Genomic DNA, 24,642 nt, shown 5'->3' with positions numbered 1-24,642 from the left:
TTAGAAGGTATGGCTGATACCAGCGTAGCCGCCGTTCTGCGCATGGCCCGGCAAAGGATTGTCGAACTCGGTGCCGAAGTTGGCGTTGCCCTTGTTGCGCACCGTACCGATTGCCGTGTACAGCAAGGTCCGTTTCGACAGGTTGTAGTTGGTGCCGACCATGAACAGGCTGGCGCTGCCGGCATCGTGGTTGAGCTTGGCGTGGAAGGCGCCGCCGATCAGGGTCAGGGCCGGCGTCAGCGTATAGTTGACGCCGATCCAGTAGTGGTTCAGCTTGTCCGGATCGGTCGGCGCGGCGGTGTCCGGCGCTGAGATATTTTCATAGCCGGCATACAGCTTGAGCGCGTCTATCGTATAGGTGCCGCCGACGATCAGATCCTTGGACGCCGTATAGACATCGGTATAACGCCCGTTGGTATCGCGAATCACGTCATAAATCCCGCGCAGCTCAAGACCGCCATTGGTGTACACCAGCGAAAGGCCGTCGCTGCGGCCATTCTTGCTGGAGCCGGCCTGCTCGCCCAGGCTGGTCTGGGCGGTGGCGTTGAAGCCGCTCCAGGTCGGCGTCTGGTATTCGATGACATTATTGGCGCCGGGCCAGTTGCGGCCCTTGACCAGGCTGGCGGTGCCCATGAATTGCTGGCCGGTCGGATCGAGATACCAGACGTCGTTGACGATGAACAGGTTCTTGCCGAACTTGATCGAACCGGCGCTGCCATTCAGGCCGACGTAAGAGCGCCGATTGAACAGAGCGCTGCCGTTGGTGGTGCCCTTGGTGGCGTCGAAGCCCGATTCCAGCAGGAAGAAGGCGCTCAGCCCGCCACCCAGGTCTTCCGTACCCTTGAAGCCGATCATGCTGGTGCCCCACTGATTGCCGGAGGCCGCCAGCTTGCCGCCGGTCTGCCCGGTCAGGTTGCCGTTGGCGTCTTTCAGGGCGACGCTGCTTTGATAATCGACGCCGGCATCGACCCGGCCATAGATGGTGACGCTGGTCTGCGCCTGCGCCGGCATGGCGGCCAGGCCCAACAGGCCGAATGCCGCGCTTGCCGCCAGCGTCTTGACAGGTATGCCCGGGGTTTTAGTGAAAAGCATCATGCGTCTCCTTGAATTTATTTTGTTTTATATGGGCCTGACGATCAGGCTGGCCTCATAGTAAGGATTCGATTGATATCCATCCAATGAATTTTTGCTCCACATTGATACTATGTTTGGTATCATTTTGAACGCTGCCTAGTGGAAATATTGGTCTGGCGGCATACAAAAAAACCAACTAAAGAGACGACCATGTCCACCAACGACACCAACTGGTTTCTGCGCGCCCGCCTGAAAACCCGCCAGCTGCTCCTGCTGATCGCGCTCGACGAGGAACGCAATATCCACCGCGCCGCCGAAGCGCTCAACATGACCCAGCCGGCCGCTTCCAAGCAGCTCAAGGATCTGGAAGACATGCTGGACGTGCTGCTGTTCGAGCGGCTGCCGCGCGGCATGCGGCCGACCATCTACGGCGAGGCGATGATCCGCCATTCACGCATGGCGCTGACCAGCCTGTCGCACGCGCATGACGACATCACTGCGCTGAAGTCCGGCCTGTCGGGACAGGTGAATGTCGGCGCCATCCTGTCGCCCGGCATGGTGCTGCTGCCGCCGGCCATCGCCCGTCTCAAGCAGCAGGCGCCGATGCTGCGCATCGGCGTCGAAGTCGAGAGCAGCAACATCCTGCTGGAACGCTTGCAGCGCGGTTCGCTGGACTTCCTGGTGGCGCGCATCATGGACCAGGACGACAACCGTAACCTGGAATATGAAGAACTGTCGGACGAACCGGTATGCGCGGTGGCGCGGGTCGATCACCCGCTGCGCCATGTCTCCAGCCTGCAGCTGAAGGATATCGCCGACAGCGGCTGGATCCTGCCGCCGAAAGGCAGCATCCTGCGGCACCGGGTCGAGATGATGTTCCATAAAGAAGGACTGGCGCCGCCGGCCAATGTAGTCGACACCACGGCGATCCTGGTGATCAGCAGCCTGCTGCAGCAGACCGATTTCCTGCACGTGATGCCGGCCGAAGTGGCGCGTTTCTATGTGCAGGTCAATGTGCTGGCGATCCTGCCGATCGAACTGCCGTGCAAGATGGACGGCTTCGGCATCATCACCCGGCGCCTGCAGATCCTGTCGCCCGGCGCGACCATCCTGCAGCAGACCATACGCGACGTCGCCGCGCAGATTTACTGAGACTACGCCGCAGGCGGCAAGCCGTTCTCAAAGCAGTAGTACAAAGTCTGGTACTGGCGCCGATAATCAATCACATCCTGCTGCACTTTCTCTTGCGGCTCCTTGCGCAACAAAACGCGCGCAAAGAATTCCGCGATGTCATCCATCTGCGCTTCCCGCATGCCGAGCCGCGTCACCTCGATGCTGCCGATGCGCAAGCCGCTCGGGCGGTCCCAGTCGCTCGCGGCATCGCCCGGAATCAGGTTCTTGTTGGTGATCAGATTGGCGCGCGCCAGCTGATGCGCCACTTCCAGGCCGCCGCCGAACTGCCTGACGTCGGCAATCACCTGGTGCGTCTGGCTGTAGCCGCGGCGGGCACCAATCACCGGAATGCCGCGCTGCTCCAGCGCACGTCCCAGCGCTTGCGAGTTCCTGACGATCTGCGCCATGTAGGCCTGGCCGAATTCGATCATCTCCGCCGCCGACACCGCCAGCGCCGCCACCCGGTTCACCTGGTGGGTAGCCGCCAGCACCGGAAACACAGCCCATGCCAGCCGCTCGGTAATGGCAGGATCGTTCCAGGCCATGATGCCGCTTTGCGGACCGCTCCAGGTCTTGCCGGCGGAACCGGTCAGCACTGCCGCGCCCTCGCGCAGCGGATCCTGAAACTGGCCGCCGGCGATCAGTCCCAGCTGGTGGGCGCCGTCGAAAAACAGCTTGCCGCCCCAGGGCGCGATGATCTCGCTGATCTCCTTGGCCGGCAACGGAAACAGCGTCATCGACATGCCCAGCGTGACCAGTTTCGGCTGCTGCTGTTGCGCTACGCGGCGGAATGCATCGAGATCGACCTCCAGCTCCGGCGTAAATGGAATATCGACGATGCTCAAGCCGCGCACGCCGGCCGGGCCGTCGGCACGGTTGCTGGAATGGCCGCCGAACGGCTGTGGCGCCGTCATCACGGTGTCGCCGGGCTGGGTCAGTGCGGTATATACCGCCAGGTTGCCGATCATGCTGGCGCACAGGCGGTGGTCGGCATACTCCGCACGCAGCGCGCGCTTGAGCAGCTCCATGCACAAGGATTCGACTTCATCGATATAGCGGGTGCCGGCAAACCAGCGGTTGACCGGCCCGATATGCCCTTCCGCCGCGCGGGTACCTATTTCAGCAGAGAGCAGGCTGCGCACGGTGGGACTGGTAGGCGCTTCCGGCGCCAGCAAATTGAGGCACTGCTGGCCGCGCCAGATCTCATTGCGCTTTACCGCAGCCGAGACTTCCTGCGCCATTTCCCTGACATTTTTACAAGCATCGAGAACTTGCGCCGCGCTTCTCAAGGTGGCGGCGTCGTGGACCTGGAGTGTCGGTTCTGCTGCGGAAAAACGGCGTTGCTGTTCTGCGTGCATGCTGATCTCCTCGATGCGTTTCAAGTGGATGGAGTCGCCACGGCATGGCGGCCTGCATGGAAATATATCCCTAGTGCCGAGGCCGGCGTCAAACACTTGCGCAAATTGTTATCGAACAGTTCGCGCAGCATGCGCAAGTGTTCGATAATCAAGGCATCTCCTACCCCGCCATGGACCGCCGCATGCTGCCGATCACGCTAGACCGCCACTCTCCCCTGCCGCCGCAACGGCAGCTAAGCCGGTTGTTGAAACAGGCCGTAGAACAAGGCCTGCTCGCAGCCGGCAGCAAGATGGATTCGATACGCGCACTGGCGGCGCAGCTCGGCATCAGCCGCTATGCGGTGCTGGCAGCGTATGAAGAATTGGCCGGGATGGGCTTGCTCAATCCGCGCCACGGGTCCGGTTACTACGTGCGAATCAACGCCGCGTCGCCGCGGCAAGCCAGGCCGGCGCACCTCGATCAGGTATTGGATGTAGCGCTGCTGATCCGCGGCCTGGTGGAGCCCAACAGCTTGCTGAAATGCGGTAGCGGCGCCTTGCCCAAGGAATGGTTGCAAGGACTGGATTTGCACCGGCACTTGCGCAGCGTGGCGGCGCGCCCCGCCGCCAATGTGTACTGCTACGGTTCGGCCCTGGGCTATGCGCCGCTACGCGACGTGCTGCAGCAAAGACTGGCGCGGCGCGGGATAGACTGCAGCGCCGAGCAGATCCTGCTGACGGCGGGCAGTACGCACAGCCTGGAGCTGCTGATCCGCTGTTGCTGCGCGGCGGGCGACACGGTGCTGGTGGAAGCCCCCGGTTACTACAATCTGTTCAGTCTGCTGCACCTGTCTGGGATAGCGATGCAGGCCGTGCCGCGCCAGACCGACGGGCCGGATCTGGATGTGCTGGAAAGCCTGCTGCGCGGCGGTCTGCGGCCGCGACTGTTTTTCATGCAATCGATGCTGCACAATCCGACCGGCAGTTCCCTCAGCTGGAGTAAGGCGCACCGGCTGCTGCGGCTGGCGGAGGATTACGACTTCACGATAGTCGACGATGATATCTACAGCGATTTCGCCACAGAACAGGCGCCAAGGCTGGCCAATCTGGACGGCTTGCAACGGGTAGTCTATCTATCAGGTTTCAGCAAGACCATCTCGTCCGACCTGCGGGTCGGCTACATCGCAGCGGCTGCGCCCTTGCTGCAGACCCTGGCCAGGATCAAGCTGATGGCCAGCATCACCACCTCGGAATTCATCGAGCAGGCGATCTACCAGGTGCTGACGCAGGGCCATTACGAGCGCCATCTGACGCAATTGCGCAAACGCCTTGGAGATGAGCAGGACAGCATGCGCCAGCTGTTGTCCGGACGCGGCTGGAAAATGTTCGCGCCGGCGGCGCAAGGGATGTTCATCTGGTGCCGCCATCCCACCGGCAAGGACTCGCTGCTGCTGGCGCAGGAAGCCGCAGCTGCCGGCTTCTGGTTCGCGCCGGGCAGCGCCTTCGATCCCGATCATCAGCCCAGCGCGTGGCTGCGCTTTAACGTTGCTTACGATACGCCGGCATTACGCGCCTGGCTGGACACAATCTGACAGCAGCACCGGCTCAGGCCCAGCCGGCGTCGACGATGAATTCCTGCGCGGTGCACATGGCGCTGTCGTCCGCCGCCAGGAACAGCACCATGCGCGCCAGGTGCCACGGTTGCAGCTTGCCGGGCAAGCACTGATTGCGCTTGATGTCTTCTTCACCCGCCGCGTCCAGCCACAAGGCAACCTGCCGTTCCGTCATCACCCAGCCGGGAGAAACCGTATTGACACGAATATTGTGCGGTCCGAGATCGCGCGCCAGGCCGCGCGTGAGACCGACCACTGCCGCCTTCGCTGTCGTGTACACCGGATAGCCGCCGTTGGACAGATGCCAGCTGATGGAGCTGAGGTTGATGATCGAACCGCCCCCCTTTTTCTGCATGCCGGGCGCGACCGCCTGGCAGGTGAAAAACATGGGCCGCTGGTTGATGGCGATGCGGTCATTCCAATAATCCACGGTGACATCCTGCCATTGATGACGCTGGTCGTTGGCGGCATTGTTGACCAGCACATCGAAATCGCCCAGTTCCTGCGCCATGGCTTGCATGGTGGCTTGCAGGGCCGGGATGTCGCGGATGTCGCAATGACGGAACAAGGGCTTGGCCAGACCTGCATCGGCCAGTCGCTGGCATAGTGCTTCACTGGCGGCCGTCTCGATATCGACGAAAGCCACGCGCGCGCCCTGTTCTGCAAAGGCGCTGACAATCGCTTCACCGATGCCGCTGCCGCCGCCGGTGACGAATACAACCTTATCTTTCAAGCTGGGGAAATGCGCCAGCTTATCGCTTCCAACATTCTTTACCGCCGACATGTCTGCTCCTGTGTGATGCGGATAGATCCGCTTATTTCTTCAACTGTCCGTTAATGCGCTGCCAGATTGCCAGCGGATTGCCATCTTGTATCGCCGCCGGCAACAGCGATTGCGGCAGGTTCTGGTAGGACACCGGCCGCAGGAAGCGCTGGATCGCGGCAGTGCCGACCGAGCTGCTGCGGCTGTCCGAGGTGGCCGGGAAAGGGCCGCCATGCACCATCGAATAGGAAACTTCGACGCCGGTGGGGAAACCGTTGGCGAGAATGCGCCCGACCTTGCGTTCCAAGACCGGCAGCAGATCGCCCACCGCGCCATGATCGCCGTCGCTCATCTGCAGGGTCGCAGTCAGCTGCCCCTCCAGCCGTTCGGCGACCTCATGCATCTGCGCCGCGTCCTTGCAAGCGATCAGCAAGGATGCCGGACCGAACACTTCTTCCGACAATTGCGGATCGGCCAGGAAATCCTCGGCGCTGGCGGCGAACAAGGCCGGCACGCCCTTGCCGCCAGCCTCGCCGGCAATGCCGCGGCTCAGCTGGCGCGCGCGCGGATTACCGGCGAGACGGCCGACGCCCTGTTCATAGGCACGCTGGATTCCCGCCGTCAGCATGGTGCCGGCGTGGCGCTGCGCCAGCTGCTCGGCCGCGGTCGCACTGAAACGTTCCAGATCCGGTCCCGCCAGTGCCAGCACCAGTCCGGGATTGGTGCAGAACTGGCCGACCCCGAGCAACAGCGAGTCGACAAAACCGGCGGCAAGCGCCTCGGCTTTTTCCGCCAGCGCGTGCGGCAACAGGAAGACCGGATTGATGCTGCTCATTTCCGCATACACCGGAATCGGCTGCGGACGTGCGGCGGCGACTGCCATCAACGCCAGTCCGCCCTGGCGCGAGCCGGTAAAACCGACTGCCTGGATCGCCGCATGGCGCACCAGTTCTGCGCCAAGCTGGTTGCCGGTCCCGGTCAGCAGCGAGAACACGCCTTCCGGCAAACCGGCCTCGGCCACCGCGCGCTGAATCGCCCTGCCCACCAGTTCCGAAGTACCGGGATGGGCCGGATGCGCCTTGACCACCACCGGGCAGCCCGCCGCCAGCGCCGCCGCGGTATCGCCGCCGGCCACCGAGAACGCCAGGGGGAAATTGCTGGCGCCGAATACCGCTACCGGCCCCAGCGCGATCATGCGCAGACGCAGGTCGACACGCGGCAATGGTTGGCGCTCCGGCATCGCGGGATCGATGCGCGCATCCTGCCATGAGCCTTCGCGCAGCACTTCCGCAAACAGCCTGAGCTGGCCGACGGTGCGGCCGCGTTCGCCTTCCAGCCTTGCCCTGGGCAGGCCGCTTTCCTGCATGGCGCGTTCGATCAGCTGGTCGCCCAGCGCGACGATATTAAGCGCGATGTTTTCCAGGAAGCGTGCGCGCGTTTCCGTATCGGTGGCGCGGTAAGGATCGAAAGCGATGCGCGCCAGTTCGCAGGCACAGTCTATTTCGGCTTTGCCGGCGGTATGGAAAGCCGGTTCAAGATCCTTGCCGGTGGTAGGATCGAAAGCGAAGAAGTCCGCGCCGGCGCCTTTGATGCTGGAGGCGCCGATCAGCGACTCGCCTGTGATATGCATGCTTTTCCCGGAATGTAAGTCGATAATTTATAGCTGATGAATCTGCGGCGCCGGCACCGTCTCCAGCGCCAGCCTGTTACGCAGGGGTGGCCCGAAAGCAGCGACATCGATTTCAAAGGTTTCACCCGGCGCCACCTGGATGCCGTCGGAACAGCTCAGAGTGGCGGTGCCGAAGAAATGGATGTGCACATCGCCCGGACGGCGGAACAGCGGATACTTGAAATGATGGTATTCCAGGTTGGCGACCGTATGCGACATATTGTCCTCGCCGCTGACGAAAGGCTTTTCCCAGCGCACAGCGCCATGGCTATCGCGGATGCGCGACATGCCGGCCACATGTGGCGGCAAATCACCCACCAGCAACGCCGGCCCGACGGCGCACACGCGCAGCTTGGAATGGGCCAGGTACAAATAATTCTGCCGCTCGGTGACGTGATCGGAAAACTCGTTGCCGATCGCAAAGCCAAGCCGGTATGGCGCACCGTCCGGACCGATCACATACAAGGCGGCGATCTCAGGCTCTTCGCCGCCATCCAGCGCAAACTGCGGCATGCCCAAGGGCTGCTCGGCGGCACGCACGATGCTGCCGTCGCCCTTGTAGAACCATTCAGGCTGGACGCCGGTCTGCCCGGCCGGCGGCTTGCCGCCTTCCAGTCCCATGCGGAACATCTTCATGCTGTCGGTGAGGGTATCGACATCGCTGATTTTCTTGTGCATGGCGTCGCGGCCGTCGGCGCTGCCGAGGTGCGTGAGACCGGTGCCGGTGACGTAGCAATGCGCGCTGTCGCCATGGTCGAGCGGCGCCAGCAGGCCTCCGGCTTGCGCTACCGTGGTGTAGTCCAGCACAGTAGCGCCCAGCGCGGCATCGGCCAGCTGTTTGAGCGTGCTGTGGGCGGCTATCGCCGCCTGCGCCAGGTTGTAAGTCGAGGTATAGCCTTCGATTACACGGATCTTCCGGCCTTCGTCTTCCAGCACTCCGATGCGGCGCTGGCCATCAGCCTGCTTGAATTGAACCAACAACATGTACTTCTCCAGTGTGTAGGGTGGGCCCGCTTTTGTGCCCACGCTGTTTTGCTATCCGCGTGGGCACAAAAGCGGGCCCACCCTACAATTGCAATTAGTGAGAATGCTTGGGGACTGCCGAGCCGCGACAGCCCACCAGAAAATCGAAATCGCAGCCTTCGTCGGCCTGCAGCACCCGGTCTATGTAGAGACGCTGATAGCCGCTGTGGGCAGTCACCGTTTCCGCATTGACGGCGGCGCGCGCAACCTGGCGCTGCGCCATTTCCGCATCGCTGATATCCAGGTGCAGGCGTCCGGCTTCGCAATCCAGCTCGATCCAGTCGCCGTCTTCGACAATCCCCAGCGGGCCGCCGGCAGCAGCCTCCGGCGCCACGTGCAGGACCACCGTGCCATAGGCGGTGCCGCTCATGCGGGCATCGGAGATGCGCACCATGTCCTTGATCCCTTGCGCCAGCAGCTTCGGCGGCAAACCCATGTTGCCGACTTCCGCCATGCCGGGATAGCCTTTCGGGCCACAGTTCTTCATGACCAGCACTGAACTGGCATCGACCTCCAGTTCCGGATCGTTGATGCGCTTCTTGTAGTGGTCGAAATCCTCGAACACCACGGCCTTGCCGCGATGCTTCATCAGCTCCGGCGTAGCCGCCGATGGCTTGAGCACGGCGCCGCGCGGCGCCAGGTTGCCGCGCAGGATGCAGATGCCGCCGTCGGCGATCAACGGCTTGTCGATCACGCGTATCACCTCGTCGTTGTAGATAGGCGCATCCTGGTTGTTTTCCCACAGCGTCTTGCCGTTCACCGTCAGCGCATCCTTGTGCGGCAGCAGGTCCGCTTCGCCGAGACGGCGCAAGACGCCCGGCAAGCCGCCGGCATAATAGAATTCTTCCATCAGGAAGCGGCCGGAGGGCTGCAGGTCGACCAGGGTCGGCGTGCCGCGGCCGATGCGGGTCCAGTCTTCCAGTTCCAGCGGCACGCCGATGCGGGCGGCAATGGCTTTCAGATGGATCACGGCATTGGTCGAACCGCCGATCGCGGCATTCACGCGGATGGCGTTTTCAAACGCTTCGCGTGTGAGGATTTTGGACAGGCGCAAGTCTTCCCATACCATGTCGACGATGCGCATGCCGGACATGTGCGCCAGCACATAGCGGCGCGCATCGACCGCCGGGATAGCGGCGTTATGCGGCAGCGATGTGCCCAGCGCCTCGGCCATGCAGGCCATGGTGGAAGCCGTGCCCATGGTGTTGCAGGTACCGGCCGAACGCGACATGCCGGATTCGGCCGCCAGGAATTGATGCATGCTGATCTGGCCGCCTTTGACCGCTTCGCTCAGCTGCCAGACGGCGGTGCCGGAACCCAGGTCCTTGCCTTCGTGCTTGCCGTTCAACATCGGGCCACCGGTCACCACGATCGCCGGCACATCGCAACTGGCCGCGCCCATCAGCAAGGCCGGCGTAGTCTTGTCGCAGCCGACCAGCAGCACCACCGCATCCATCGGATTGCCGCGTATCGATTCTTCCACATCCATGCTGGCCAGGTTGCGCGTCAGCATGGCGGTCGGGCGCAGGTTCGACTCGCCGTTGGAAAATACCGGGAATTCGACCGGGAAGCCGCCGGCTTCGGAAATGCCGCGCTTGACGTGCTCGGCGATCTTGCGGAAGTGAGCGTTGCAAGGCGTCAGTTCGGACCAGGTGTTGCAGATGCCGATGATCGGCTTGCCCTGGAATTCATGATCCGGAATGCCCTGGTTCTTCATCCAGCTGCGGTACATCATGCCGTTCTTGTCGTTGGTGCCGAACCAGCCGGCCGAGCGCAGCGGGCGTTTTTTATCGAATGTCATCTGTGGCTTCCTCGTGAAATGCGCTTATTTGTTCTTGTTGTAGACGTCGACAAACACCGCCGCCAGCAACACCAGGCCCTTGATCACCTGCTGGTAATCGATGCCGATGCCCATGATCGACATGCCGTTGTTCATCACGCCCATGACGAAAGCGCCGATCACCGCGCCCATGACCTTGCCGACGCCGCCGGAAGCCGAAGCGCCGCCGATGAAACAGGCCGCGATCACGTCCAGCTCGAAGCCGGTGCCGGCCTTGGGCGTGGCGGTATTCAGGCGCGCCGCGAAAATCAGGCCGGCCAGCGCCGCCAGCATGCCCATGTTGATGAAGGTATAGAACGACACCCTGGAAGTCTTGATGCCGGACAGCTTGGCCGCCTTCTCGTTGCCGCCGACCGCGTAGATGCGGCGGCCGATAGTGGTGCGGTTGGCGACGAAGGTGTACACCACCATCAGCAGGAACATGATGATCAGCACGTTCGGCATGCCTTTGTAGGAGGCCAGCAGATAGCTGAAGAAAATGATGACGCCGGCGAAAATGGCGTTCTTCAGGATGAAGAACAGGTAAGGCTCATCTTCCATGCCGTGCTTGCTTTGCTTGGCGCGTGCACGCACCTTGACCACGATCATGATGGCCGCCACCACCACGCCGACCAGCAAGGACGTGATGCGTATATCGGCGGCGTTGAACAGATCGGGAATGAAACCCGAGCTCAGCATCTGGAAGTCGTCCGGGAAGGGACCGATCGATTGTCCTTGTAACAGGGCCAGCGTGAGGCCCTTGAACACCAGCATGCCGGCCAGCGTGACGATGAAGGACGGGATCTTGAAAAACGCTACCCAATAGCCCTGCGCCGCGCCGATTACGCCGCCGGCCAGGATGCACAGGATGCTGGCGAGGACGAAGTTGACATGCAGGTTGACGATCAGCACCGCCGCCAGCGCGCCGATGAAACCGACTACCGATCCCACCGACAGGTCAATATGGCCGGCGACGATCACCATCAGCATGCCGAGCGCCATGATGACGATGTAGCTGTTCTGCAGCACCAGGTTGGTCAGGTTGAGCGGCTCCATCAGGGTGCCGTTGGTCATGTACTGGAAAAACGCCATGATCGCGATCAGCGACATCAGCATGCCGTATTCGCGCATATTATTTTTCAGGAAGCCGGCATACTCTTTCTTGTCCAGCGCGGGCTGGGGCTGGGCCCGGTTTTCACTGGCTGCCGGTGCGACGATATCGTTGTTCATTTCAGTTGTCTCCATCATTCTTTACATTCCTTACTATCGCGCGCATGATTTTTTCCTGCGACGCTTCCGCTGCCGTCAGCTCGCCGACGAAACTGCCTTCGTTCATGACGTAGACGCGGTCGCACATGCCGAGCAGTTCCGGCATTTCCGACGAAATCATGACGATGCATTTACCTTCGCTGGCCAGCTGGCTGATGATGGTGTAGATCTCGTACTTGGCGCCGACGTCGATGCCGCGCGTCGGCTCATCCAGGATCAGCACATCCGGGTTGGAAAACAGCCACTTGCTGAGGACCACTTTCTGCTGGTTGCCACCGGACAGATTGAGCACTTTCTGGAACACGTTGGAACAGCGGATCTTCAGCTGGCGGCGGTAGTCCGCGGCCACCGAATATTCGCGCCCTTCGTCGATCACGCTCTTGTCCGAGACGCCGTTCAGGTTGGCCAGCGAAATGTTCTTCTTGATGTCCTGGTCGAGGATCAGGCCATAGCCCTTGCGGTCTTCGGTGACATAGGCGATGCCGTTGTCGATGGCTTTCTGCACCGTGCTGACATCGATTTCCTTGCCACGCAAGAAAACCTTGCCGCTGATCCGCTGGCCGTAGGCGCGGCCGAAAATGCTCATCGCCAGCTCGGTGCGGCCGGCGCCCATGAGGCCGGCGATACCGACGATTTCACCCTTCCTGACATGGAAATCGACGCCCTTGATCACTTGCCGTTCCGGATGGATGGGGTGATGCACGCGCCATTGCTTGACCTCGAAGATAGTCTCGCCTATCTGCGGATTGCGCTTGGGATAGCGATCGGCCATCTCGCGGCCGACCATGTTCTGGATAATGCGGTCTTCGCTGATCACTTCCTTGTGGCAGTCGAGCGTATCGACGGTGCTGCCGTCGCGCAGGATGGTGATCGAATCGGCGACCTTGGAAATTTCGTTGAGCTTGTGCGAAATCAGGATCGAGGAAATGCCCTGCGCCTTGAGTTCCAGCAGCAGATCCAGCAAGGCGTCGCTGTCGCTTTCGTTGAGGCTGGCGGTAGGCTCATCCAGGATCAGCAGCTTGACTTGCTTGGAGAGCGCCTTGGCGATTTCAATCAGTTGCTGCTTGCCGACGCCGAGGTTGGTGATCAGGGCGCTGGGAGATTCCTTGAGGCCGACTTTCGCCAGCAGCTCCTTGGTCTTGGCGTAGGATACTTCCCAGTCGATCACGCCATGGCTGGCCTGCTCATTGCCAAGGAAGATGTTCTCGGTGATGGACAGCAGGGGCACCAGCGCCAGTTCCTGATGGATGATGATGATGCCGCATTCTTCGCTGTCGGCGATGCCTTCGAATTGTCTGGTCTGGCCTTGATAGTGGATATCGCCGGTGTAAGAACCATGCGGATAGACCCCGCTCAGCACTTTCATCAAGGTCGATTTGCCGGCGCCGTTTTCGCCGACCACGGCGTGGATCTCTCCGCTGCGTACCACCAGGTTGACATTGTCTAATGCTTTGACTCCCGGGAATGTCTTCCCGATCCCGCGCATTTCCAGGATAGTTTCCATCTGTGTTACCTCACTTGCGGGAAACTCTGTCAGCCGGCTGCGCTGCTAGCCGAGTCTCCCTTACCTGATACCCGCCGACGACAGCGGCGCCGGCGCCTGACAAACGGACCTTGCAACGAGACGCTGCAAGGTCCGGCCAAACAAGATCTCATCGCTTTGAAGCGACGGCTTCGATTCTTATTTGATCTGGCTTTCAGTGTAATAACCGCTGCCGATCAACACCGGCTTCCAGTTGGAAGCATCGACGCTGACTGGCTTCAGCAGGTAGGAAGGGACTACCTTGACGCCGTTGTTGTAGGTCTTGGTATCGTTGACGGCCGGGGTTTTCCCGCTCAGCTCTGCATCGACCATGCCCGCTGTCACCTTGGCCAGTTCACGCGTGTCCTTGAACACGGTCTGGCGCTGCTCGCCGCGCAGGATCGATTTCACCGAAGGAATCTCGGCGTCCTGGCCGGTCACGATCGGCATCGGTTGCTTGGGCGTGCCGTAGCCGACGCCTTTGAGCGAGGACAGGATGCCGATGCTGATGCCGTCATATGGCGACAATACAGCGTCCACGTGGGCGTTGCCGTAGTAGGCGCTGAGCAGGTTATCCATGCGCGCCTGGGCTACCGCGCCATCCCAGCGCAAGGTCGAGACCTTGTCCATGCCGGTCTGCTTGCTGCGCACCACCAGCTTGCCCTTGTCGATGTAAGGCTGCAGCACCGACATCGCGCCGTTGTAGAAGAAGAAGGCATTGTTGTCGTCGGCCGAACCGCCGAACAGTTCGATATTGAACGGGCCCTTGCCGCTCTTCAGGTCGAGCGCCTTTTCAATATAGCTGGCTTGCAGCACGCCGACCTGGAAGTTGTCGAAGGTCGCGTAGTAATCGACGTTCTTGGAATTGCGGATCAGGCGGTCATAAGCGATGATCTTGACGCCCTTGTCGGCGGCCTTTTGCAAGGCGTTGGTCAGCGTGGTGCCGTCGATCGCCGCGATCACCAGGACTTTGACGCCCTTGGTCACCATGTTTTCAATCTGCGCCAGCTGGTTAGGAATATCGTCCTCGGCGTATTGCAGGTCGGTCTTGTAACCCTTTTCCTTGAACACCTTGACCATATTGTCGCCATCGGCGATCCAGCGCGCCGAGGATTTGGTCGGCATCGAGATACCGATCAGGCCCTTGTCCTGCGCGCTGGCGTGGGTCACCAGGCCGAACATGCCTATCATCAATCCAACAATCGTCGTTTTAATCATTTTCACAGCTTGTCTCCTTGAGTTATTTTGATTTTCTGTCAGAACATGGTGAAGCGACTGCTACTGCATGGTGGGTCCGGTTTGCGCGGGAAGCTGTGCTGGCAAGACATCATATTTTCCAAACAGCAATTCCGAAACTGTCAATATAGACCTTTCCTGATGGATTTCCTCGCTATCTTACGAACATCACCGATATCAAACAAATGAATTTTTTCCTTATTTCGATATCTATTTAGATATTACTACATGGAAAATAAGTTGTCTCCGGATGCCCTTGCAAAGCCGTTCCCAAGAGAACAAATACCGAAGCCAGTGTAAAAACACTTGGCGGGTCTTACTAATCACTTTTTTATTGGAATCGATATCCGTATTGATATCAGTAGCGTGAAGAATTTTTGAGTAGCGCGGCCAGCATGCGTTTCAAGGCGAAACGCTCGCCCCAGCCGGAGGCAATCTCCAGCCGGCCCCGGGAAGAAATCTGAAAAAGGAAGGAAGATCCCTAGTGTCGCGTCCTGCCTCATCTGTCGGTATATCGCGCCGGCCTTGACCCGTAGCGCTAGGCGTGCCGAGGAGACATAGCGGGGCTATGGCGACGAGGCGCAACGACGCGATACGGGTCAAGGACCAGCGAGATGCCGACAGATGAGGCAGGACACGACACTAGGCACTCAAGACCAGCCCCGGCAAAAAGCCAGGAACTGCATCAGCCGCAGCGACAGGATCTTGTGCTTGCTGTGGATCAGGTAAAAATGCCGATGCAAGCGCGGCAGCGAAGTCTTCAATTCCACCAGCCGCCCGCTTTGCAGGAAATCGGCCACTACGGCATGCGACAGGCAGCTGATGCCGAGACCGGCCGCGGTTGCATGCTTGATCGCTTCCGAATTGCCGAACTCATAGCTTTGCTGCAGATAATGCAGGTGCGGCAGCAAGGCTTGCTCGACCGCTTCGCGCGTGCCGGAACCCGGTTCCCGCAACAGCCACTCCGCCGCGCGCAACTGCGCCACGCCCAGTTTCTTGTCGCCGGCGGCCAGGGCATGCTGGGGCGAAGCCACGATCAGCAACTCATCGACCATCCACGGCTCCACCTGCAAGTCGGCGGCATGGCTGGGGCCTTCGATGAGGCCGACGTCGACCTCGAAATTCACCACGGCGGCGACGATGTCGGCCGTGTTGGCGATCGTCACCCGCACCTGCAGTTCGCTGTGCTGATTGCGGTAGGACGCGATCAGCGACGGCAGCAGGTAGCTGCCGATGGTGGTGCTGGAACCGATCTGCAGGCCGCCGCCCTGCGCCATGCCCGGCATCAGGAACTGCTGCTCGATAGTCTTGGCGCCATCCACCACTTGCGCCGCTTGCGGCAGCAGCAGGCGACCGTTGTCGTTCAAGATCAGACGTTTGCCGATGCGATCGAACAAACGGCAGTCGAGCAGGTTTTCCAGCTCGTTGAGGGCGGCGCTGGTGGCTGACTGCGACAAGGCGACCTGATCGGCCGCCGCCGTGGTGCTGCCGGACTGGGCCACGGCCAGGAATATCTGCAATTGGCGGATGGTGAGACGCATCTTGGGTGACCTTGGTAGTGGCGAGAGAACGAGAAATTGCAGAACGAATCACAATCTACCTGCAAAACAGGTTGATTATACAAAATTAATCCGTTTTTCTTTTAAATTGCGGCTCGGTATAGTGGTTTCCATGGCAGCACACGCTGCATCAAGATCGGAACCCATAGTGAGCACCTCGACCCTGGCAAGCACAGCCCCAACCTCCAAGACCCAAACACCACGCCTCCTGGCTGGCCTGCTGCTCAGCGCAGCCATTGCCGCCGCAGCCACTGCCGCCGCCAGGATCACCTGGCTGCAGGCGCACGGCTTCAGCGCCCTGACGCTGGCGATCGTGATCGGCATGCTGGTCGGCAACCTGGGCTACCGGCATATCGCCCCGGCCTGCGCCCCCGGCGTGAATTTTTCCAAGCAAAACCTGCTGCGGCTGGGCATCATCCTGTACGGCTTCCGCCTGACCTTCCAGGATATCGGCCATGTAGGCATCAGCGGCGTACTGATCGATGCGCTGGTGCTGTGCTCCACCTTCGGCATGGCGCTGCTGCTCGGCACCCGCCTGTTCAAGCTGGACCGCAATACCGCCATGCTGATCGGCGCCGGCAGCTCGATCTGCGGCGCGGCGGCAGTGATGGCGACCGAGCCGGTGCTGCGCGCCCAGCCGGCGCAAGTGACGGTGGCGGTGGCGACGGTGGTGGTGTTCGGCTCGCTGGCAATATTCTTGTACCCACTGCTGTATCAGTTGAACCTGCATTGGCAGTTCCTGGCGGCTTCGCCGCTGGCTTACGGCATCTTCACCGGCTCGACCGTACATGAAGTGGCCCAAGTGGTGGCGGCTGCGCGCGCGGTCAGCCCGGATGCCGCCAATACCGCGGTGATCGCCAAGATGGTGCGGGTGATGATGCTGGCGCCGTTCCTGATGCTGCTGTCGGCTTATGTGGCGAAGAAATCGGCGGGGTCGGAGAAAGCCGGCAGCACCAGGCAAGCTGGCCGCCTGGCGATTCCATGGTTTGCCTTCGGTTTTGTCGCGGTAGTGGCGCTCAACTCGCTGGCGGCGCTGCCGACCGCACTGGTGGCGCACGTCAACGATGCCGACAATGTGCTGCTGGCGATGGCGATGGCAGCGCTGGGCATTTCTACCCATTTTTCCTCGATACGCACGGCCGGCATCAAGCCGCTGCTGTTCGCCGCCTGCCTGTTCGGCTGGCTGATCGTCGGCGGCGCGGTGATCAATAATGTGGTGCTGCGTTTGTTTGCCTGATCTGCAGCTTCGTTTCACGCAATAAAACCTGGGCGGCCCGGCATGGAATACCTTGCTGCGGGCCGCTTAGGCCAGGTCAGGCAGCCGCAGGCAAGGATGCCATGTCAATCACGAAGCGATACTTGACGTCGCTCTTCAGCATCCGTTCGTAAGCCTGGTTGATATCCTGGATGGCGATCAATTCGATATCCGAGACGATGCCGTGTTCGGCGCAGAAATCCAGCATTTCCTGGGTTTCCTTGATGCCGCCTATCAGCGAGCCGGCCAGCGTGCGGCGCTTCATGATCAGGTTGAACACATTGGGCGAAGGATGCGCTTCCGCCGGCGCCCCCACCAGCGTCATGGCGCCGTCGCGTTTCAGCAGATTCAGGAAGGCGTCCAGGTTATGCGGCGCCGCCACGGTATTCAAGATGAAATCGAAACTGTTGGCATGCTGCGCCATCTGCGCGGCATCCTTGGAAATCACGACTTCGTCGGCGCCGAGCCGCAAGGCGTCTTCGGTCTTCCCTGGCGAGGTGGTAAACAACACCACGTGCGCGCCCATCGCATGGGCGATCTTGACGCCCATGTGGCCGAGCCCGCCCAGTCCGACGATGCCGACCTTGTGACCCTTGCTGACGTTCCAGTGGCGCAGCGGCGAATAAGTGGTGATGCCGGCGCACAGCAGCGGCGCCACTGCTGCCAGGTTGAGCTTGTCCGAGACATGCAGGACGAATTTCTGGTCGACCACGATATTGCTGGCATAGCCGCCATAAGTGACGCCGCCGCTGTGCTTGTCGTCGGCATTGTAGGTGCCGGTGAAACCGTTTTCGCAATATTGCTCCAAGCCCTCGGCGCAGCTCGGACAATGCTGGCAGGAATCCACCATGCAGCCGACGCCGGCCAGGTCGCCCGCCTTGAATTTTTTTACCTGGGCGCCGACCGCGACCACCCGGCCGACGATTTCATGGCCGGGCACTGTCGGATAGACGGTGTTGTGCCATTCATTACGCGCGGTGTGCAGATCGGAGTGGCAGACGCCGCAAAACAGGATCTCGATCTGTACATCGTCGGGACCCGGCGAGCGACGCTCAAAGGCGAATTGCGCCAGCGGCGCGTGTGCATTATGTGCGGCATACCCTGAAGCTTTCAGCATGACATTTCCTTTTTGATATATGGAACGACAAACCCCGGGAGCCTGGAAATCACGACGCAGGCGCGCCATGCGCCATCTTAGCCCCGCCGGCAACGCTTTGCAGGCTAGCGCCGCTTTTCCGACGGCGGCCACCGGTCGCAGCGACGAACTATCACTATACGCTAACGCAAATAATTCATATCCTTAGTCACAAATGTCATAAACCACTGTCAAAAAACAACATAAACATGCAACGTCGATTAAATTGAAAATATTTTTCAAAAAACAAGTGCATTTTTTTTATGGAAAGGTAATATCTAGCCCGTTCAGCTAGTAACAGTTAGTAACAATAGTAACTAATTGTTGCGCGGTACCCTACGCCGGACACCAGGATAAATTACTTATAAATATCAAAGGGAAGAAATGAAAAAGACCGTATTCGCACTAGCCGCTCTCGGCCTGATCGGCGCTAATGCACACGCTCAAAGCAATGTCACCATCTACGGCGTGGTCGATGCCAGCCTGACGTACACCAGCAAGGTCGGCCCGAAGAACGATAGCCGCTTCAGCGTCGACTCCGGCGACCTGTCCACTTCGCGCATCGGCTTCAAGGGCGTGGAAGACCTGGGCGGCGGCCTGAAAGCGATTTTCCACCTGGAAAACGGCTTCAATGCGGATGACGGCTCATTCGGCACAGCCAACACCCTGTTCGACCGCAAGTCGGTGGTCGGCCTGTCGGGCGCGTTCGGCACCGTCACCATCGGCCGCCAGACTGACTTCCTGGAAGACATCGGCAACAAGTACACCTCAGTGCAGACTTTCGGCGGCAACGGCGTCAAAGGCGGCCACTTCAACAACCTGGACCGCGTCTCCGGCGCCCGCACCAACAATTCGATCCGCTACGACAGCAGCAACCTGAGCGGTTTCACCGGCAGCCTGTTCTATGGCTTCGGCGAAGTGGCCGGCCAGACTTCGGCAGGCCAGGCATTCGGCCTCGGCGGCAACTATGCCAACGGCCCGTTCGGCATCGGCCTGGCTTACTTCCAGACCAAGCTGGCGGCTGATGCCTTGCCAACCAAGGCTGGCGATACCGATCTCAAGACCTTCACCCTGGGCGCCAGCTACCAAGCCGGCCCGGCCAAGATCTACGGCGCCTGGTCGCAGGCCAAGCGTCCATTGGCGACGGCCGTGGCCAGCACCGGCCTGGTCAACATCACCACGGCGACCAAAGCCAACATCTTCGATCTGGGCGTGGATTACGCTCTGTCGGGCAATCTGCACCTGCTGGCTAGCGTGATCCATGACCGCGCCGACATCAGCCGCAAGACTACCGGCTCGACCAAGGGCAAGACTACCCAGCTCAACCTGGGCGTCGACTACTTCCTGTCCAAGCGCACCGACCTGTACGCCATGTACAGCAACCAGCGCGCCAACGACGTCAACAACCCAGGCGTGATCAACGGCGCATACAGCAGCGCGCCGGCGGACGATAGCAGCCAGAACGTCTTGCGCGTCGGCCTGCGCCACAAGTTCTGATGTAATACCAGGATAGTCGGCAGCAAAAAGCGAGGGAAACATGGTTTCCCTCGCTTTTTTTACGCCGCAAGAAAAGCTTAGAAGGCCAGTGTCTTGACGCCGTCAGGCGTACCCAGCAGACAGACATCCGCGCCCTGCTGCGCGAACAGGCCGACCGTCACCACGCCGGTGATCTGGTTGATTTGCCGTTCCAGTTCGACCGGGTCGGTGATCTTCAGGTCGAACATGTCGATGATCACGTTGCCATTGTCGGTAATCAGCGGAATCCCATCCTTGAAACGCAGGCGCGGCTCACCACCCAGCTTGACCAGCTTGCGCGCCACCACGGCCTGCGCCATCGGAATCACCTCGATCGGCAGCGGAAACTTGCCCAGCACCTTGACCAGCTTGGAGCCGTCGGCGATGCAAATGAATTTCTCGGCCACCGAGGCTACGATTTTTTCCCGTGTCAGCGCCGCGCCGCCGCCCTTGATCATCGCGCCTTCAGCCGTGATTTCATCGGCGCCGTCGACATACACCGGCATGGTGGCGACCTGGTTCAGGTCGTACACCTCGATATCATGCGCACGCAGGCGGGCGGCAGTCGCTTCGGAGGAAGCCACCGCGCCCTTGATGCGGTGCTTGATCTTGGCCAGCTCGTCGATGAAGAAATTGGCGGTAGAGCCCGTGCCGACGCCGACAATCTGGCCGTCCACCACGTATTTGATTGCTTCGCGGGCAACAGCTTGCTTGAGTTGATCCTGGGTCATGGCAGTCATGGCAATGTCTTGAAAGAGATAAAAGCGTTATTTTAACCAATCGCTGGCCGATAACCCTAAATCAATCACCCATGCCAGATCGTCAGTGTTTTTCGTCCGGCTGCTGTTCCAGGGTTTCGCGCAAGGCGATCTGCAGCTTGGAATGCAGTTTGACGAAGCGCTGCCACAGCACCAATACCAGCACGGCGGCGCCCACCAGCACCAGGATCAGCAGATTGGTCGGCGGCAGGATGCGGCTGCTGAGCGCGGTAATCATCAGCATGATGCCGACGATAGAAACCACCGGAATGACTTCCGCGATCACGCGCCGTACCGCATGGTTATATGAGCCGGCCCATTCGGGCTTGACGCTGATTTCGGCCAGCAGCATGCTCAGCGCATGCAACTTGCGGTAGGTGGCGATCAGGAATGGCAGCGACAGCAGCAGCGCCCCACCCCATACGATCGCGTCCTGCACCTGCGGATCCGCGACCCAGGCCGCCATGCTCTCGCCCAGTACGTGGGCAAAATAGCCGCCGATGATGAAGATCGCCGCCACCAGCGCCAGGTTCACCACCACCTGCAGCAGGATGCGGCGGATGATGCGCGACAGCTCGGCGCGGTCGCCCTGCGGCTGCAGGCTGGCGAGCCAGGTCGAATACATGCCGAACACCGCCGACAGTTTATCCGGCATGGATTTCGCCAGCCGGCTGGAGAGCGGATCGGCCAGCTTGATCAGGTAGGGAGTAAGCAAGGTGGTCACCGCTGACACCGCCACCACGGTCGGATACAGGAAATCGCTGGTGACTTTCAGGCTGACGCCAAGCGCCGCGATGATAAAAGAGAATTCGCCGATCTGCGACAGCCCCATGCCGACCCGCATCGAGGTGCGGCCATCCTGGCCGGACAGGAAAGTCGCCAGGCCGCAGCTGACCACCTTGCCCAGCACCACCGCAAGCGTGATGACGGCAATCGGCAGCCAGTACTGCGCCAGGATGGAAGGATTGAACAACAGGCCGATGGCGACGAAAAAGATGGCGCTGAACATGTCGCGCACCGGCTCGATCAAGCGCTCGATCTGGTGCAGGTGGCGCGATTCAGCCATCACCGCGCCGATCAGGAAAGCGCCCAGCGCCACGCTGTACTCCATTTTCATGACCAGCAGGCAGAAGCCGAAACAGAGGCCGAGCACCGTCACCAGCAGCATTTCCTTGCTCTTGAATTTAGCCACGTAGTCGAGCAGGCGCGGCACGATCAGGATGCCGGCCACCAGCGACACGATCATGAACAAGACCAGCTTGCCGATCGTGGTGATGGCGTCGCCGGCATCCACCGAGCCGCTGGTCGCCACGCCCGAGAGCAAGGCGATCATGCCGATCGCCAGCACATCTTCGACGATCAGGATGCCAAAAATCAGCTGCGCGAACTTCTCGCGCTTCATGCCCAGTTCATTGAGCGCCTTGACGATGATGGTGGTGGAGGATACCGACAGCATGGCGCCAAGGAACACTGCATCCATCTGCTTCCAGCCGAAATAGATGCCAATTTCATAGCCGACCCACAGCATCAGCGTAATCTCCGCCAGCGCCGCCACAAACGCGGTGGCGCCGACCTTGGCCAGCTTCTTCAGGCTGAATTCCAGCCCCAGCGAAAACAGCAGGAAGATCACCCCCAGTTCGGCCAGGATCTGGATCGTGCGCTCATCGGTGATCAGCGAGAACGGCGGCGTGTGCGGACCGATGATGACGCCGGCGACGATATAGCCGAGCACGACCGGCTGCTTGAAACGGTTGAACAGCACCGTGACGACGCCGGCGATCAGCATGATGACGGCAAGATCCTGGATGAAGGTTTCTACTGCATGGTGCATGGGCAAGCTTTCCGAATAGAAGTAAGCGGCTATTGGGGAGGCGCACGAACAGGAGCGGCGCAGGCAGCGCCGCCATGCAAGGCAGTGATGGGTACTAGCAATGGCTACGACAGCAGCAAGGCCGGCAATGCACCGGCCTTGGTTTAATTGCAATTATAACTGCTATCAAATATTTATTTTTGATAGCTTAGTGATTTTTCTGCGGCGATGCGCGCTTGGTAGGGTGGACACTTCTTTGTGCCCACGTGGACCCGCAATGACCAGGGTTCACGCGTGGGCACGATGTGCCCACCCTACGCCGTTCAATCGTCGTGATTCGGATCCAGTTCCGGGAACAGTACTTCGGTAAAGCCGAACTGGGTGAAATCCTTGATGCGCATCGGATACAGGATGCCGTTCAGGTGATCGCATTCATGCTGCACCACGCGTGCATGGAAGCCGTCGACGTCGCGGCTGATGCGCGCGCCCGACTGGTCGAAACCTTCATAATGCAGCTGGGTCCAGCGCGGCACCACGCCACGCATGCCGGGCACCGACAAACAGCCTTCCCAGCCATCTTCCAGCTCTTCCGACAAGGGACGCAGGAGCGGATTGATCAAGACCGTCTCCGGCACCGCCGGCGCATCCGGATAGCGGACGTTGTTCTTGAAGCCGAAAATCACCAGCTGCAGATTGACGCCGATCTGTGGCGCCGCCAGGCCGGCGCCGTTGACCGCATGCATGGTTTCAAACATGTCGGCAATCAGGCTTTCCAGCTCCGGCGTGCCGAACGCTGTCACCGGCTCGGCTTGCCGCAGCAGGCGCGCATCGCCCATTTTCAGGATTTCGCGAACGGTCATGATCTGCTCTTCGGTGTGATTACTTGAACTGTTTCAGGTACTCGGCAAACTCGGCGCCGGTTTCAGGATGCTTCAGGCCCATCGCCAGGGTCGCTTTCAGGTAACCCAGTTTGGAACCGCAATCGTAACGCTGGCCCGCATAGCGGTAGGCCAGCACACGCTCGGTCTTCATCAACTCGGCGATGCCGTCGGTCAGCTGGATTTCGCCGCCGGCGCCCTTGCCGAGGCCTTCCAGGTGATCGAAAATCTTGTTGGTCAGGATATAACGCCCCACCACCGCCAGGGTCGAAGGAGCCTGGTCCGGCTGCGGCTTCTCGACGATGCTGTTGACCTTTTCCAGATTGGCTTTATACGCGTCGATGCTGACGATGCCGTATTGCTTGGTCTCGGCGCGCGGCACGTCCTGCACCGCCAGCATGCTGGAATTTTCTTCAGCGAAAATATCCGTCATCTGCGCCAGCACAGGTTTCTGCCCTGTCGCCACATCCATGAAATCATCCGCTAGCAAAACGGCAAACGGTTCATTGCCGACCACCGGACGGGCGCACAGCACCGCATGTCCCAGGCCCAGCATTTCCGACTGGCGGATGAAGATGCAGTTGATGTGTTTCGGGATGACGTTCTGCACCAGATCCAGCAAGCGGTCCTTGCCGGCCGCTTCCAGTTCGGTTTCCAGTTCGTAAGCCTTGTCGAAATGATCTTCGATGGCGCGTTTGTTGCGGCCGGTGATGAACACCATGTCGGTGATGCCGGCGGCGACTGCCTCTTCCACGGCATACTGGATCAACGGCTTGTCGACGATGGGCAGCATTTCTTTAGGCTGGGCCTTGGTGGCCGGCAGGAAGCGGCTACCCAGGCCGGCGACAGGAAATACGGCTTTTCTAATCTTTGTCATGTTCGCTTTCTATAAGAGTGCGGAACGCGGCTTCATCCAGAATCGGGATGTTCAGCTCTTCCGCCTTGGTAAGTTTGCTGCCGGCCTCGGCTCCTGCGACCACATAGCTGGTCTTCTTGGACACCGAACCGGTCACCTTGCCGCCGGCCGCTTCAATCATGGCGGCCGCCGCATCGCGCGTAAGCGTAGGCAGGCTGCCGGTCAGCACGAAGGTCTTGCCTAACAAGAACTTGGACGCGTTTTCCGCCGGCAAGTTCTCCGGCCAGTGAATGCCGGCCGCGCGCAACTGCTCCACCAGCTCCCGGTTCAGCGGATCGGCAAAGAAAGCCAGCAAGGAGCGTGCCACTACAGGGCCGA

At 60.5% G+C, this 24,642-nt stretch carries 20 protein-coding genes; 4 read left to right on the top strand and 16 right to left on the bottom strand.

Annotated features, from left to right (window positions below; all coding sequences use genetic code 11):
• Positions 1-1,092 carry a porin gene (locus VNZ65_RS23530; protein ID WP_325673411.1) on the bottom strand — a complete coding sequence of 364 codons (1,092 nt, stop codon included), beginning with the start codon at positions 1,090-1,092 and terminating at the stop codon, positions 1-3.
• A gap of 192 nt (positions 1,093-1,284) precedes the next feature.
• Between VNZ65_RS23530 and VNZ65_RS23525 the strand changes: the two genes are divergently transcribed.
• Positions 1,285-2,226, top strand: a complete 942-nt coding sequence (locus VNZ65_RS23525) for a LysR family transcriptional regulator (RefSeq protein WP_325673403.1) — start codon at positions 1,285-1,287, stop codon at positions 2,224-2,226.
• Between the two features lie 2 nt (positions 2,227-2,228).
• Here the strand turns inward: VNZ65_RS23525 and glyA are convergent, their stop codons facing one another.
• On the bottom strand, positions 2,229-3,605 hold the full coding sequence (gene glyA, locus VNZ65_RS23520) for a serine hydroxymethyltransferase (RefSeq protein ID WP_325673401.1): 1,377 nt from the start codon (positions 3,603-3,605) through the stop codon (positions 2,229-2,231).
• Between the two features lie 137 nt (positions 3,606-3,742).
• Between glyA and VNZ65_RS23515 the strand changes: the two genes are divergently transcribed.
• Positions 3,743-5,176, top strand: a complete 1,434-nt coding sequence (locus VNZ65_RS23515; RefSeq protein ID WP_325673399.1) for a PLP-dependent aminotransferase family protein — start codon at positions 3,743-3,745, stop codon at positions 5,174-5,176.
• 13 nt (positions 5,177-5,189) lie between these two features.
• Here the strand turns inward: VNZ65_RS23515 and VNZ65_RS23510 are convergent, their stop codons facing one another.
• The 8 genes from VNZ65_RS23510 to VNZ65_RS23475 all read right to left on the bottom strand — a co-directional run bounded on the left by VNZ65_RS23510 (position 5,190) and on the right by VNZ65_RS23475 (position 16,039).
• Complete coding sequence (locus tag VNZ65_RS23510) at positions 5,190-5,981, bottom strand: SDR family oxidoreductase (protein WP_325673397.1); 792 nt, start codon at positions 5,979-5,981, stop codon at positions 5,190-5,192.
• Between the two features lie 31 nt (positions 5,982-6,012).
• Entirely contained in the window at positions 6,013-7,590 is a 1,578-nt protein-coding gene (locus VNZ65_RS23505) for an aldehyde dehydrogenase (NADP(+)) (RefSeq protein WP_325673395.1), read from the bottom strand.
• 27 nt (positions 7,591-7,617) lie between these two features.
• Positions 7,618-8,613 (bottom strand): AraD1 family protein, encoded by a 996-nt coding sequence (araD1, locus tag VNZ65_RS23500; protein ID WP_325673393.1) that lies wholly within the window; start codon positions 8,611-8,613, stop codon positions 7,618-7,620.
• Between the two features lie 94 nt (positions 8,614-8,707).
• A complete protein-coding gene (locus VNZ65_RS23495; protein ID WP_325673391.1) occupies positions 8,708-10,453 on the bottom strand; it encodes an IlvD/Edd family dehydratase in 1,746 nt (581 codons plus the stop codon).
• A gap of 24 nt (positions 10,454-10,477) precedes the next feature.
• Positions 10,478-11,701, bottom strand: coding sequence for a multiple monosaccharide ABC transporter permease (mmsB, locus tag VNZ65_RS23490; RefSeq protein ID WP_325673409.1), 1,224 nt, complete (start codon positions 11,699-11,701; stop codon positions 10,478-10,480).
• Between the two features lies 1 nt (position 11,702).
• Positions 11,703-13,244, bottom strand: coding sequence for a multiple monosaccharide ABC transporter ATP-binding protein (gene mmsA, locus VNZ65_RS23485; RefSeq protein WP_325673389.1), 1,542 nt, complete (start codon positions 13,242-13,244; stop codon positions 11,703-11,705).
• 177 nt (positions 13,245-13,421) lie between these two features.
• Positions 13,422-14,480 (bottom strand): multiple monosaccharide ABC transporter substrate-binding protein, encoded by a 1,059-nt coding sequence (gene chvE, locus VNZ65_RS23480; RefSeq protein ID WP_414649207.1) that lies wholly within the window; start codon positions 14,478-14,480, stop codon positions 13,422-13,424.
• 668 nt (positions 14,481-15,148) lie between these two features.
• A complete protein-coding gene (locus tag VNZ65_RS23475; RefSeq protein WP_325673387.1) occupies positions 15,149-16,039 on the bottom strand; it encodes a LysR family transcriptional regulator in 891 nt (296 codons plus the stop codon).
• Positions 16,040-16,205: 166 nt separating this feature from the next.
• On the opposite strand from VNZ65_RS23475, the gene VNZ65_RS23470 reads away from it, so the two are divergent.
• Positions 16,206-17,294, top strand: coding sequence for a YeiH family protein (locus VNZ65_RS23470; RefSeq protein WP_325673385.1), 1,089 nt, complete (start codon positions 16,206-16,208; stop codon positions 17,292-17,294).
• Positions 17,295-17,370: 76 nt separating this feature from the next.
• On the opposite strand, the gene VNZ65_RS23465 is transcribed toward VNZ65_RS23470, so the two are convergent.
• Positions 17,371-18,429, bottom strand: a complete 1,059-nt coding sequence (locus VNZ65_RS23465; protein ID WP_325673383.1) for an NAD(P)-dependent alcohol dehydrogenase — start codon at positions 18,427-18,429, stop codon at positions 17,371-17,373.
• 402 nt (positions 18,430-18,831) lie between these two features.
• Between VNZ65_RS23465 and VNZ65_RS23460 the strand changes: the two genes are divergently transcribed.
• Positions 18,832-19,944: a porin gene (locus tag VNZ65_RS23460; RefSeq protein ID WP_325673381.1), complete on the top strand. Its 1,113-nt coding sequence runs from the start codon at positions 18,832-18,834 to the stop codon at positions 19,942-19,944.
• A 77-nt stretch (positions 19,945-20,021) separates the two neighbouring features.
• Here VNZ65_RS23460 and rpiA read toward each other — a convergent pair whose 3' ends face one another.
• From rpiA to VNZ65_RS23435, 5 genes are all read right to left on the bottom strand, one after another.
• On the bottom strand, positions 20,022-20,693 hold the full coding sequence (rpiA, locus tag VNZ65_RS23455; RefSeq protein ID WP_325673405.1) for a ribose-5-phosphate isomerase RpiA: 672 nt from the start codon (positions 20,691-20,693) through the stop codon (positions 20,022-20,024).
• Positions 20,694-20,784: 91 nt separating this feature from the next.
• Entirely contained in the window at positions 20,785-22,551 is a 1,767-nt protein-coding gene (locus VNZ65_RS23450) for a cation:proton antiporter (RefSeq protein WP_325673379.1), read from the bottom strand.
• A gap of 302 nt (positions 22,552-22,853) precedes the next feature.
• Entirely contained in the window at positions 22,854-23,390 is a 537-nt protein-coding gene (def, locus tag VNZ65_RS23445; protein ID WP_325673377.1) for a peptide deformylase, read from the bottom strand.
• A gap of 19 nt (positions 23,391-23,409) precedes the next feature.
• On the bottom strand, positions 23,410-24,285 hold the full coding sequence (gene galU / locus VNZ65_RS23440) for a UTP--glucose-1-phosphate uridylyltransferase GalU (RefSeq protein WP_325673375.1): 876 nt from the start codon (positions 24,283-24,285) through the stop codon (positions 23,410-23,412).
• A partial coding sequence (locus VNZ65_RS23435; protein ID WP_325673374.1) for a BRCT domain-containing protein occupies positions 24,272-24,642 on the bottom strand: 371 nt, incomplete at its 5' end. The genes VNZ65_RS23435 and galU, both read right to left, overlap by 14 nt.

It is taken from the genome of Collimonas sp. (genome assembly GCF_035566555.1).
GTDB lineage: Bacteria > Pseudomonadota > Gammaproteobacteria > Burkholderiales > Burkholderiaceae_D > Collimonas.
Note: the sequence above shows the minus strand (reverse complement) of the source record. Positions and strands in the feature narration are given on the sequence as shown.